We start from the raw sequence: 13004 nt of genomic DNA, 5'->3' as shown, positions 1-13004 counted from the left end.
GTGAGCTAACGCAGCACGGTTTGTTCACAAATCGGCACGTTATTTAATCCCCGGCGCAGGCTTGCGCAGCCCCGCGAAAGCCGTCTATCCATTCTGGCCCGGAGCGCGCCCGATGCCGTCCGGGCAAGACCCGGAAAGGACATGACCATGAGCGAGCCCGACACCTTGACCGTGACCGCAGCCGCGCTGGCGATCGGCGACGAACTGCTCTCGGGCCGCACCAAGGACAAGAATATCGGCCATCTCGCCGAGATGCTCACCGCCGCCGGCATCGCGCTCGAGGAAGTCCGCATCGTCCCCGACGACCAGCAGCGGATCGTCGAGGCGCTCGACGCGCTCCGCACCCGCTACGACTATGTCTTCACCTCGGGCGGCATCGGCCCGACCCATGACGACATCACCGCCGACGCGGTGGCCGCCGCCTTCGGCGTCCCCTGCGACCACGACTCGGACGCGCTGGCGCTGCTGGGCGCGCATTACGCCGAGCGCGGCCTCGAGTTCACGCCGGCGCGCCAGCGCATGGCCCGCATGCCGCTGGGCAGCCGCCACATCGACAATCCGGTCTCCCGCGCGCCGGGCTTCATCATCGGCAATGTGCATGTCATGGCCGGCGTGCCGTCGGTGTTCCAGGCCATGCTCGACAATGTGCTGCCGACGCTGAAGACCGGGACCAAACTCCTGTCCGAGAAAGTGAGCTGTCCCTTTGGCGAGGGCGACATCGGCGACCCGCTGAGCCTGATCGCCAAGGCCCACCCCGATGTCAATATCGGCTCCTATCCGCGCTTTTCCGGCGCCGGCTTCTCCACCGAGATCGTCATCCGCGGCCGCGAGCGCGACTTGATCGAGGCAGCCCGGCGGGACATCGAGGCGATGCTTGCGAGCGTCGCGCAAAAACTCGGCACGGCCGCGGTCTGAGACGCCCGGACTGACGCCCGGACCGATTTGACAAGGATCAATGCGCTGGCGTGAGCCGCACAGCATTGTGGACTTCCGGGCCCGGTGTCCCGGGAGCGCCCAAAGGAGATCCCCATGGCCTATCATACGATCCTCGCCGTCCTTGCAACCGAAGCCGACGTCGCCCCGGTGACCGACGCCGTTGCCGGTTTTGCCGCGGGCAACGAAGTCCATCTGATCGGCTGTCACGGCGAACCTTCCCAGTTCGTGGTCCTTTCCGCGCCGATCGACGTGCCCGACGCCACCACCATCGCAGCGCTTTACGAACAGGCCGAAACGCGCATGCGCGAAGTCGGCGACGCCTTCACCAAGGCCTGCGAGAAGGCCGGCCTGTCGCATGAATGGCGGCCGGTGCGCTCGCCCGGCGGAGACAGCGCGGTCTCGGCGCTGGTGAGCGCCAGGTCGTCCGATCTCGTGGTGGTGCGCCAGCCCGACCGCGCCGCCAACGAGGACATGGCCAGCAACATCGAGGCGCTGTTGTTCGAAGGCGGACGCCCGGTGCTGTTCCTGCCGCCCAGCGGCGCGCTCGCCGCCCCGATCCGCCGCATCCTGATCGCCTGGGACGGCTCGCGCGAAGCCGCCCGCGCCGCCCATGACGCGCTTCCGCTGCTCAAGGCTGCCGAGGCCGTGGAAATCGTCATCGTCGACGCCGACAGGCTGCCCGACATCGACGCGCCCCTCGCCGGCGCCGACATCGCCAGTTGCCTGTCGCGCCACGGCATCCACGCCAATGTGACGACGACCTCGAAGGGAACCGGCTCGACCGCCCAGGCCATCATGGCACAGGCCACGGCCAGCAATGCCGATCTCGTGGTGATGGGCGCCTACACCCATCAGCGGCTGAGGGAATGGCTGTTCGGCGGCGTCACCCGCGCCTTCCTCGAAAAAGCGCCGGTGGCGGTGCTGATGTCGCGCTAAGGGTCCGGGCGGACCTGCGGAGGCCGTTCGCCGGAAACGCGCAACCGGGCCCGTGGCCGCGGAGCCTTTGCCGGTCCGGGCCGGATCCCCGATCCGGTCCGTGGTCCCGCCTAGCCGGACGCGGGCCGACTTGCACTTGACACCGGTTTTCGGCTATCTGCCGCGATCAACCGTGCAAACCGCTGCCGTCGCGCCGCCCATCCAAGGACATCCGCCATGTCTCTTCCAGACAAAGCCTTTCCGGTCTCCTGGGACCAGTTCCACCGCGATGCGCGGGCACTTGCCTGGCGGCTGAGCGGCACCGGGCAGGCCTGGAGCGCGATCGTCTGCATCACCCGCGGCGGCCTGGTTCCCGCGGCCATCATCTCACGCGAGCTCGACATCCGCCGCATCGACACGGTCTCGGTCGCCTCCTACCACGACTATGTCACCCAGGGCGACATGAAGGTGCTCAAGGAGATCAACGCCGATATTCTCGAAACCGAGGGCGAAGGCGTGCTCATCGTCGACGATCTCACCGACACCGGCAAGACTGCGGCGATCGTCCGCGCCATGCTGCCGAAGGCGCATTTCGCCACCGTCTACGCCAAGCCGAAGGGCCGGCCGCTGGTCGACACCTTCGTCACCGAAGTGAGCCAGGACACCTGGATCTATTTCCCCTGGGACATGGGCTTTGCCTATGTCGAACCCATCGCCAAGGATTCCCGCGGCTGAGCCGCGGCCGGGCCGTGACGGCCCCGGACGATCCGTCCGCCGCGCCGGCCGCCGGTCCGGGCGGCGCGTCGCGTCCGCTGCTGTTCATCTTCCTGGTCGTGACCATCGACATGATGGGCGTGGGCCTCGCCTTCCCGCTGCTGCCCAAGCTGATCCAGGCGGTCGGAGACTATTCGATCTCCGAGGCCGCGTTCTACAACGGCTCCGTCGCCCTCATCTACGCGCTGGCGCAGTTCGCCTTCTCCCCCTTGATCGGCAATCTCTCCGACGCCTACGGGCGCCGGCCCGTGCTGCTGATCGCCCAGTCGGGCCTGGCGCTCGACTATCTCCTGATGGCGCTGGCGCCCACCCTGTGGTGGATCGCCGCCGCCCGGCTGGTCTCGGGCGTGTTCGGCGCCACCGTGTCGACCGCCAGCGCCTATGTCGCCGATGTCTCGACGCCCGAGAACCGGGCGCGCAATTTCGGCTTCATCGGCATGGCCTTCGGCCTGGGCTTCGTCATCGGGCCGTTCCTGGGTGGCGTGCTGGGCGAGATCGACATCCACCTGCCGTTCTTCGTCGCGGGCGTTCTCGTCGCGCTCAACGTGGTGTTCGGCTATTGCGTGCTGCCCGAATCGCTGCCCAAGGAAAACCGGAGGCCGCTCGCGGGCTGGCGGCAGAGCAATCCCTTCGCCGCCCTCGGCCTGCTCACGCGGCTGCCCAGGCTGACCCCGTTTCTCGTCTGCTTCTTCCTGGTCTTCCTGGCGCAGCGCGGGCTCGAGAGCATCTGGGTGCTCTACGCCGATTTCCGCTACGGCTGGGGCATCCGCGAGGCGGCCTTCTCGCTCGCCTTCGTCGGCCTCATGTACATCATCGTCCAGGGCGGCCTGGTCGGGCGCGCGGTCGCCCGCTGCGGCGAACCGCCGGTCATCGGCGCGGGCTACCTGCTCGCGTCAGCGAGCCTCTTCGCCTTCGCGCTGGTCGACAACGGGCTCCTGGCGCTGCCGCTGGTGGGCTCCTTCATCCTCGGCGCGGCGCTGGCCGAACCGGCGCTCCGGTCGCTCGCCTCGCAGGTCGTGGCGGCCAACCAGCAGGGCCTGCTGCAAGGCGCCATCGCCTCGGTCAACAGCCTGGTCATCATCATCGCCCCGGCCGTCGCCAATCTGGTTCTCGCCAATGTCTCGGGGCCGGCACCCCTCGCGCCCCTCCCCGGCGCCTGGTTCCTGATCGGCGCGGTGCTGTTCTTGATAGCCTTCCTGGTCTTCCGCCGCGCCCGCACGAGCCTGTGACGCCCGGCGGGTTTTGACAGGCATCATTAACCTTCCCTTATCGACACTCATGGCATGAAAGGCTGCTCGGAACTGAACGAGCGGCTGGGATGACTTCAGCCACGACAAGCCTCCCGGCGGGCATGCGGCTTTCCCATTTCGCGGATCGATCAGTTCATGCAGCAGGCGTCGTCATCTTCGGGCGGACTATCCAGGCAGGTCCGGATCGTCGGCATCAATCTCGCAGTCATCCTCATTGTGCTTTCGGCCGCCGCCATGACGCCGCGGGATGGACGGGCGCTGGTCTTCGTCTCGCCCTGGAGCGAACCCGGCCGCGTGGTCGAGGTGATCGCCCAGGCCGGAGGATCGATCCTCAACGGCACCGGCGCGCCCTACGCCGCCATCGCCCATTCGAGCGAACCCTTTTTCACCTACCGATTGTTCAAGTCCGGCGCTGTGCTGGTGCTCGATGGAAGTTTAGCCTTCCTTTGCAGGAGTTCGCCTTCATGACCTACATGACCTCGCTTCGCACCCGTGCGGCCATCGCCATCGTGGCGCTGCTGTGGATCAACCTCTTGATGATGGGCCTGCGCTTCTGGTGGGGCATGAGCGCCGATCCGGTGATCGTGCTTGGCGGCGGCACGGCCATCGCCGGCGTCGCGACCCTGACCTGGTGGCGCGACCGCATCGGCACGGCCACGCAGATCTCCACGGCGCTCGCCCACGCGGCGAGCGTGGCGCTGCTGGTCTATGCGTTCTCCGGTTCGCCGCTGCAGATCGACATGCACATGTATTTCTTCGCCAGCCTGGCGATCTGCGCCTCCTGGGTGAGCTGGCGCCCGATCATCGCCTTCGCGGGCCTTACCGCCGTGCATCACCTGCTGCTGTTCTTCGTGCTGCCGGCGGCGGTGTTTCCCGATTCCTCCGACCTCGGCCGGGTGGTTCTGCATGCGGTGATTCTCATCCTCGAGGCTGGCGCGCTGATGGCGCTGGGCCATACGCTCGCCAAGGCCTTCGCCCAGAACGAGGAGACCATGCAGGAAAGCCGCGCCGCCACCGAGCGGGCGAGCGAAATGACGCTTCGCGCCGAACAGGCGCAGAAGCAGAACATGGAGGATTCCAGCCGCCGCGAGGCCGAACGGGCCAGCGACGATCACCGTCTGCGTTTCGCCATCGACGCGCTCGGCCGCGGCCTCGACCAGTTGGCGCGCGGCGACCTGCGCTTCCGCCTGAACGAGCCGTTCGACGGCTCGCTCGAAAAGCTCCGGGTCGATTTCAACACCTCCATGCAAACCCTCGAACGCACGGTGGCCGAGCTCGGCCGTTCGGCGCTCGACATGCGCGAGGGCACCAAGAGCGCCAGCAGCGACGCCGAGCGCATTTCCCAGAGAACCGAGCAGCAGGCCGTTTCGCTGGAGCAGACCGCCGCCGCCATCGGGCGAATCACGGAAAATGTTCAGAGCGCATCGCAGCGCGCCGGGGAAGCCGGCCGCCTCGTCGACGAGACCACCCGCAACGCGGCCCATTCCGGCGACATCGTCGCAAAGGCAGTCGGCGCCATGGCGGAAATCGAGGACTCCTCGCGCCAGATCAGCAAGATCATCAGCGTCATCGACGGCATCGCCTTCCAGACCAACCTGCTGGCGCTCAATGCCGGCGTCGAGGCCGCGCGCGCCGGCGAGGCAGGCAGGGGTTTTGCCGTCGTCGCCCAGGAAGTGCGCGAACTGGCGCAGCGCTCGGCCAGCGCCGCCAAGGAGATCAACACGTTGATCGCCACCTCCTCGAGCCAGGTCGACGTTGGCGTGACCCTGGTCAACCAGGCCGGCGACGCGCTGCGCTCGATCGGCGAACAGGTCAAGACCATCAACGACTACATCGGCAAGATCGTCGACACCGCGCGCGACCAGGCCAGCGACATTTCGGAAATCAACGCCGCCGTCTCCACCATGGACAAGGGCACGCAGCAGAACGCGGGCCTGGTGTCCGAGGCGACCAACTCCATCCGCCAGCTTGCGAGCAATGCCGATGGCCTGGTCGCGAAGCTGGCGGTGTTCAACGTCAATGACGGCGAGACCCCGCATCTGATCTCGACGCCCGGAACCGCCGCGCCTGTCGCGGCCCATGCCTCTCGTTCCCCTGTCCAGCGGAGCGGCGGCGCGGTCGCGCGCGGCAACGCCGCGGCCGCCGTGGCCCCGCAATGGGACGAATTCTGAGCCCTGCCAGAGCTTCGCATCGCTGCCCGACAGTGGTAGGATGGTTTTGCTGCCGCCCGCCGATTGAAGAACGGCGCCCGGCGACTATATCTGGTTAGTATTGCATGCTCCGGTCCTCCCGCCCCTGAGAGGCTGTCGGCCAAAGGCTCTGCAATGCTGTATCAAAACTGTCATACTTGCATGAAACCCTGATCGCAGGAGGCGATTCGCTGACTATTACCGCTTTTGACAGGATCAAGACCCTGCTGGATCTCTTCAGGCAACCCGGTGACGCGGACTCGTGCCTTCGCGGCAAGCCCAAGCGCCAAGCCGCGGCCGCGGTGTTCCGCGGCTCGGGCGATTCGCGCGAGCTGATGCTGATCACCAGCCGCGACACCGGCCGCTGGATCGTGCCCAAGGGATGGATCGAAAGCGACGAGGACGGCCCGGCCGCGGCCATCCGCGAGGCCTGGGAAGAGGCCGGCGTGTTTGGCGACGTCCTGCCCGGCGGCCCGGTGGGCCACTACCGCTACGTCAAGCAGAGAACCCGGCGCGGCGACGCGCTGTGCGATGTCGACGTCTATCTGGTCAGCCTGATCGAGCTGAGGGACCAGTGGCCCGAACGGGACCAGCGCCGGCGCAAATGGTTCCCCGTCGCCAGCGCCATCGGCCTGATCGGCGAAGAGGGATTGAAGGACGTCATCCGCGACGCCTTCAAGATGCTCAAGGCCGCCTGACCTCACCGCTTCGTCCACATCCCATCCCAAATTCCGCAATGTTGGATCCGCGTCCACGGCGCCGCCCGGCCGGTGCGGCTGCGTCCCTCCAATGTCGCCGCGAGGGATTTGATCCGGCAGCGCCACGCCCGGCATCAGTTCTCACCCGTCAGATTTTCCGTCCCGTTTGCGACCCTGCCGCCGGGCGTCCCAGAATGGGGCAGCGCCCCGCCTCAACGCCTTGGGATTCAGGGGTTTATCCCCCGGCAATGGCAGATCGGGTTAAAACCGCCTTTGTCCTCGTTTTCCACAATCCGGATCCACTAGATGTGGTGTACATGAATCCGTCACAGTCAACCTCTTGACGCACGCAACCGAGTCGCTGCTTATAGGATCAACGTTGCGGCGGCGGCGCGGCTGGAGAGTTTCGAGGCCAGTCAATTCCTGACATTTCCGGGTGAAAACGTCTGACACTGTGCAGATCTGCGCGGTGATCGGAGGGGCGTGTCCCGGCTCTGAAAAGAGCCGGCGCAGCGAAAAAGGGGCTGGTGGTAAGAAGCTGTTAATACTATATTTAGTGTTTGCAGCGATCCTGACCACAAGATAGAGGATTTCCCCAGAGCGGGAATCACATCGAGTGACCGAGTATCAAACTGGCTGCGCAATGAGTGTGCGGCCTGCGGACGAGATATTGTCGAGACGCAAGGACTGCGGCCGACCGAGAGATTTAAAAGAGGAAGACAATGCGCATTGAACGTCGGTTCACCAAGGATGGCCAGTCCGCCTATTCAGACATCGAATTCCGCAAGGCCACGAGCGAGATCAAGAACCCGGACGGGTCGATCGTCTTCCGCCTGGCCGGCATCGACGTGCCCGTGCAGTTCAGCCAGGTCGCGGCCGACATCCTGGCGCAGAAATATTTCCGCAAAGCCGGCGTTCCGGCGCGGCTGAAGAAGGTCGAGGAGAATTCGGTCCCGTCCTGGCTGTGGCGGTCGACCGCCGACGAGGCGGCGCTGGCCGAGCTTCCCGAAGGCGAGCGCTACGGCTCGGAAACCGACGCCCGCCAGGTCTTCGACCGGCTCGCCGGCACCTGGACCTACTGGGGCTGGAAGGGCGGCTACTTCACCTCCGAGGATGACGCCCGCGCCTTCATGGACGAGCTCGCCTACATGCTCGCCACCCAGCGCGTGGCGCCGAACAGTCCGCAGTGGTTCAACACCGGCCTGCACTGGGCCTATGGCATCGACGGCCCCGGCCAGGGCCATTTCTATGTCGACCCCTTCACCGGCAAGCTCACCAAGTCGAAATCCTCCTACGAGCATCCGCAGCCGCATGCCTGCTTCATCCAGTCGGTCGAGGATGATCTCGTCAACGAGAACGGCATCATGGACCTGTGGGTGCGCGAGGCGCGTCTGTTTAAATACGGTTCGGGCACCGGCTCCAACTTCTCCTATCTGCGCGGCGAAGGCGAGAAGCTGTCGGGCGGCGGCAAATCGTCGGGCCTGATGAGCTTTCTTAAGATCGGCGACCGCGCCGCGGGCGCCATCAAGTCGGGCGGCACCACCCGCCGCGCCGCCAAGATGGTGGTGGTCGACATCGATCACCCCGATATCGAGGCCTACATCAACTGGAAGGTCAAGGAAGAGCAGAAGGTGGCGGCGCTCGTCACCGGCTCCAAGATCGTGGCGATGCACCTCAAGGCGATCATGAAGGCCTGCATCAACTGCGAGGCTGACAACGACGCCTGTTTCGACCCCAAGCAGAACCCCGCGCTCAAGCGCGAGATCAAGGCCGCCAAGCGCGACCAGGTGCCGGAAAACTACGTCAAGCGCGTCATCCAGTTCGCCCGCCAGGGCTACACCGACATCGAGTTCAAGACCTACGACACCGATTGGGATTCGGAAGCCTATCTCACCGTCTCGGGCCAGAACTCCAACAACTCGGTCTCCATCAAGGACGACTTCCTGCGCGCCGTTGAAACCGACGGCGACTGGAACCTGACCGCCCGCAAGGACGGCAAGGTGATGAAGACCTTGAAGGCGCGCGACCTGTGGGAACAGATCGGCCATGCCGCCTGGGCCTCTGCCGATCCGGGCCTGCACTTCAACACCACCATGAACGACTGGCACACCTGCCCGGCCGAAGGCCCGATCCGCGCCTCCAACCCGTGCTCGGAATACATGTTCCTGGACGACACCGCCTGCAACCTGGCCTCGCTCAACCTGCTTCAGTTCAAGGACGCGACCACCAAGCGCATCGACGTCGCCGATTACGAACACGCCGTGCGGCTGTGGACCATCGTGCTCGAGGTCTCGGTGATGATGGCGCAGTTCCCGTCCCACCAGATCGCCGAACGTTCCTACAAGTACCGCACGCTGGGCCTCGGCTACGCCAATATCGGCGGCCTGCTGATGACCACCGGCATTCCCTATGATTCCAAGGAAGGCCGCGCCATCTGCGGCGCGCTGACCGCGATCATGACCGGCGTATCCTACGCAACTTCCGCCGAGATGGCCGCCGAGATCGGCCCCTTCCCGGGCTACAAGGACAACAGGAAGAACATGCTGCGGGTGATCCGCAACCACCGCCGCGCGGCCCATGGCGAGACCACGGGCTACGAGAGCCTCTCGGTCAACCCGGTGGCGCTGATCCACGGCGACTGCCCCGATCCGGAACTGGTCAAGCACGCCACCGCCGCCTGGGACAAGGCGCTGGAACTGGGCGAGAAGCACGGCTACCGCAACGCGCAGGCGACCGTCATCGCCCCCACCGGCACCATCGGCCTGGTGATGGATTGCGACACCACCGGCATCGAGCCCGATTTCGCGCTTGTGAAGTTCAAGAAGCTCGCCGGTGGCGGCTACTTCAAGATCATCAACAACGCGGTGCCCGAGGCTTTGCGCACGCTCGGCTACTCCGAAGCCCAGCTCGCCGAGATCGAGGCCTATGCGGTTGGCCACGGCAACATCAACCAGGCGCCCGGCATCAATCCCGGCTCGCTCAAGGCCAAGGGCTTCACCGACGCCCAGATCGACATCATCAACGGCGCCACCAAGGCGGCCTTCGACATCAAGTTCGTCTTCAACAAGTGGACGCTGGGCGAAGAGTTCTGCAAGGACGTGCTCGGCTTCACCGACGATCAGATGAACGATTTCTCCTTCGACCTGCTGTCGGCGATCGGCTTCTCGAAGAAGGACATCGAGGCCGCCAACATCCATGTCTGCGGAGCGATGACGCTCGAAGGCGCGCCGCACCTGAAGGTCGAGCACTATCCCGTGTTCGATTGCGCCAACCCCTGCGGCAAGGTCGGCAAGCGCTACCTCTCGGTCGACAGCCACATCCGCATGATGGCCGCCGCCCAGCCCTTCATCTCGGGCGCCATCTCCAAGACCATCAACATGGCCAACGACGCCACCGTGGATGATTGCAAGAACGCCTACATGCTGTCCTGGAAGCTGGCGCTCAAGGCCAATGCGCTCTACCGCGACGGCTCCAAGCTCTCCCAGCCCCTGAACGCCTCGCTGATCGAGGACGACGAGGACGAGGATGACGCCATCGAGGCGCTCGCCGCCCTGCCCGCCGCCGCCCAGGCCGTGCAGGTCACCGAGAAGATCGTCGAGCGGGTGGTCGAGCGGCTCTACCGCGACCGCGAGAAGCTCCCCAACCGCCGCAAGGGCTACACCCAGAAAGCGGTGATCGGCGGCCACAAGGTCTATCTCCGCACCGGCGAGTTCGACGACGGGCGGCTCGGCGAGATCTTCATCGACATGCACAAGGAGGGCGCCGCCTTCCGCGCGATGATGAACAATTTCGCCATCGCCATCTCGCTCGGCCTGCAATACGGCGTGCCGCTCGAGGAATATGTCGAGGCCTTCACCTTCACCAAGTTCGAGCCGGCCGGCATGGTGCAGGGCAACGACGCGATCAAGAACGCCACCTCGATCCTGGACTACATCTTCCGGGAACTGGCGGTGTCCTATCTCTCGCGCCATGACCTCGCCCATGTCGACACCTCAGACTTCGGCAACACCGCGCTCGGCAAGGGCATTTCCGAGGGCAAGGCGCAGCCCTTCTCCAAGGGCCTGACCCGCGGCGCCTCGCTCAAGGTCGTCACCGGCGCCAGCGTCGCGGGCTCCGTCGGCGCCTCCGAGCCCAAGGGCATGGCGTCTCCCGCCAAGGCCCCCTCGGGCGCCTCGGTGATCACCGCCTCCTTCGCCACCAAGAGCTCCGGCAACCTGGCCGTCAAGTCCGACCCGGAAACCGCGGCGAACGACGGCGCGGTCGCCTTCAAGCGCGACTACGAGGAACGCGCCGAGGTGCTGGCCGCCGAGATCGCGCTGGTCGAGCAGGACGCCCAGGCCCTGTTCACCGACGTGGCCGACGCCGAGGCCCGCGACGCCAAGGCCAAGGCGGCCGCCCGCCGCGCCAAGTCTCTGGCCCAGGGCTACACGGGCAACATGTGCTCGGAGTGCCAGAATTTTACCATGGTGCGGAACGGGACCTGCGAGAAGTGCGACACGTGCGGGGCGACGAGCGGGTGTAGCTGAGGCAAAGAGCTTATAAGTGAAACCATACGGAGCCCCGCCGTAACTGGCGGGGCCAATTTTGGGTCAATGTCTATGCCAAAAAATTGTTTCGTGATTCAACCATTTGACGGCGGTCGATATGACAAACGATTTAAAGACACTTTCAAGCCAGCAATAGAAGAAGCAGGCTTCCATGCCTACCGTGTAGATAAAGATCCTTCAGTCGAGATTCCAATAGAAGACATCGAACAAAGAATTAGAGAATCTGAAATTTGCCTAGCAGAAATCACTGAAGATAACGCAAATGTTTGGTATGAATTGGGATTCGCTATAGCATCTGATAAGCCTGTTATAATGATATGCTCTAGCGAAAGAGTTAAATTTCCGTTTGACGTTCAACATCGAACAATTATTAAATACAAAAATGAATCTCTGAGCGATTTTAACGATCTAAAGAATAGAATTACCGAGAAGCTACTTCACGTGTCACAACGGAATAAAAATAGACAAAAACTTCAGATTGATGCAGTGACCAAACCACGCGCAGGCTTGGCTGATCACGAGATTGCTGCTCTTGTCACAATTGCCACAGAGGTGGACGGTTCAAATGATACATTATCCGTCTATCGCCTCAAAGAGTTGCTTAACAAGGCTGGATTCACAGGCCTAGCGGGCAATTTGGCAATTCAAAAACTGCTGTCTGTTGGTCTTATCTCAAGCGGGATCGAAAGCGGATGGAATAATAATGAGGAGTTCGAGGTCTGCAAGCCAACAGAAGAAGGTTGGACATGGGTGTCTGATAACGTGCAGTCCATAGAGCTTCGTACAAGCTCGCCACCGGAGCCCAACGCCGATGATGACATCCCTTTTTAATTTCTAGGCCTAGCATATCGACGCTAAGATCCTGAAATTGCTTGTTCTCCTCAATAGGAAGAGGATCCAAAATCACGGTCTTAGACCGCAGGGCCAAGTCGCAGATTTTGTTGGTGCGGGGGGCGGGTGACAGGCAGCCGCCCTGCCTCCCCCTTGAGGGGAGGCTGGCGATTGACCGCCCAAAGGGCGGTCAGAGCCGGTGGGGGTACCGCAGTTGCCGCACACTCCGGAGTTCGCGGATGGATCATCACCCCCACCTGGATCAGCTTCGCTGGCGCTCGCTTCTCCGACCTCCCCTCAAGGGGGAGGTGGATGCCGCATCACAGGCCGAAATCCCTCTTCTCCTTCACCCCGGCCTTGAGCCGGGGTCCAGCCACCGCGCGTCGGCGCGGTGAGAGACTCTTCCGGCTCGCGGACGCTCGCCTGCTGGATGCCGGATCAAGTCCGGCATGACGGGTCCCAGAAATGCCCGGACGCGCGGAGTCGGGTGGATACCCACCATCCCCCTCACCTGCAATTTCCAGCACTTGGCCGCCCTAAGGTGTTGAAATTGCGCTCCCACGATGGGAGAAGCAGGACCGCAAACCCCGCGTCACCCTCTCCTCGCCCCTCGTGGGAGAGGATATAAAATCGCGGTCTTGGACCGCAGGGCCAAGTCGCAGATTTTGTTGGTGAGGGGGTCGGGCAACAGGCAGCCGCCTTGCCTCCCCCTTGAGGGGGTCCGCAGGACGGCGATTGACCGCCCGAAGGGCGGGCAGAGCCGGTGGGGGTTCTGTAGCCGCCGCTCGCTCCACACCTCGCGGAGCGCTCACTACCCCCACCCGGATCAGCTTCGCTGGCGCTCGCTTCTCCGACCTCCCCTCA

At 64.3% G+C, this 13004-nt stretch carries 9 protein-coding genes; all 9 read left to right on the top strand.

What is annotated here, in order from left to right:
* Positions 1-147 precede the first annotated feature (147 nt).
* The 9 genes from LL06_RS12445 to LL06_RS27290 all read left to right on the top strand — a co-directional run bounded on the left by LL06_RS12445 (position 148) and on the right by LL06_RS27290 (position 12140).
* On the top strand, positions 148-915 hold the full coding sequence (locus LL06_RS12445; protein ID WP_035527130.1) for a competence/damage-inducible protein A: 768 nt from the start codon (positions 148-150) through the stop codon (positions 913-915).
* 114 nt (positions 916-1029) lie between these two features.
* Positions 1030-1872 (top strand): universal stress protein, encoded by an 843-nt coding sequence (locus LL06_RS12440; RefSeq protein ID WP_035527038.1) that lies wholly within the window; start codon positions 1030-1032, stop codon positions 1870-1872.
* Between the two features lie 216 nt (positions 1873-2088).
* The gene (gpt, locus tag LL06_RS12435; RefSeq protein ID WP_035527035.1) at positions 2089-2586 is read left to right on the top strand and encodes a xanthine phosphoribosyltransferase; all 498 of its coding nucleotides are present in this window, start codon (positions 2089-2091) and stop codon (positions 2584-2586) included.
* 14 nt (positions 2587-2600) lie between these two features.
* Positions 2601-3854: a TCR/Tet family MFS transporter gene (locus LL06_RS12430; RefSeq protein WP_081963942.1), complete on the top strand. Its 1254-nt coding sequence runs from the start codon at positions 2601-2603 to the stop codon at positions 3852-3854.
* Positions 3855-4010: 156 nt separating this feature from the next.
* Positions 4011-4343, top strand: coding sequence for a hypothetical protein (locus LL06_RS27665; protein WP_035527032.1), 333 nt, complete (start codon positions 4011-4013; stop codon positions 4341-4343).
* Positions 4340-6046: a methyl-accepting chemotaxis protein gene (locus LL06_RS28405; RefSeq protein WP_161784972.1), complete on the top strand. Its 1707-nt coding sequence runs from the start codon at positions 4340-4342 to the stop codon at positions 6044-6046. Before LL06_RS27665 ends, LL06_RS28405 begins: the two co-directional genes overlap by 4 nt.
* A 176-nt stretch (positions 6047-6222) precedes the next feature.
* The gene (locus LL06_RS12415) at positions 6223-6762 is read left to right on the top strand and encodes an NUDIX hydrolase (RefSeq protein ID WP_052161493.1); all 540 of its coding nucleotides are present in this window, start codon (positions 6223-6225) and stop codon (positions 6760-6762) included.
* Positions 6763-7484: 722 nt separating this feature from the next.
* The gene (locus LL06_RS12410; protein ID WP_035527029.1) at positions 7485-11288 is read left to right on the top strand and encodes a vitamin B12-dependent ribonucleotide reductase; all 3804 of its coding nucleotides are present in this window, start codon (positions 7485-7487) and stop codon (positions 11286-11288) included.
* Between the two features lie 90 nt (positions 11289-11378).
* Entirely contained in the window at positions 11379-12140 is a 762-nt protein-coding gene (locus LL06_RS27290; protein ID WP_152599585.1) for a hypothetical protein, read from the top strand.
* Positions 12141-13004: the final 864 nt, after the last annotated feature.

Source organism: Hoeflea sp. BAL378 (genome assembly GCF_000759435.1).
Lineage (GTDB): Bacteria > Pseudomonadota > Alphaproteobacteria > Rhizobiales > Rhizobiaceae > Hoeflea.
Note: the sequence above shows the minus strand (reverse complement) of the source record. Positions and strands in the feature narration are given on the sequence as shown.

What these genes read in the sequence shown, in the direction of transcription:
- LL06_RS12445 (WP_035527130.1), top strand. Translation starts at nt 148, where the DNA reads ATGAGCGAGCCCGACACCTTGACCGTGACCGCAGCCGCGCTGGCGATC.
- LL06_RS12440 (WP_035527038.1), top strand. Translation starts at nt 1,030, where the DNA reads ATGGCCTATCATACGATCCTCGCCGTCCTTGCAACCGAAGCCGACGTC.
- gpt (WP_035527035.1), top strand. Translation starts at nt 2,089, where the DNA reads ATGTCTCTTCCAGACAAAGCCTTTCCGGTCTCCTGGGACCAGTTCCAC.
- LL06_RS27665 (WP_035527032.1), top strand. Translation starts at nt 4,011, where the DNA reads ATGCAGCAGGCGTCGTCATCTTCGGGCGGACTATCCAGGCAGGTCCGG.
- LL06_RS28405 (WP_161784972.1), top strand. Translation starts at nt 4,340, where the DNA reads ATGACCTACATGACCTCGCTTCGCACCCGTGCGGCCATCGCCATCGTG.
- LL06_RS12410 (WP_035527029.1), top strand. Translation starts at nt 7,485, where the DNA reads ATGCGCATTGAACGTCGGTTCACCAAGGATGGCCAGTCCGCCTATTCA.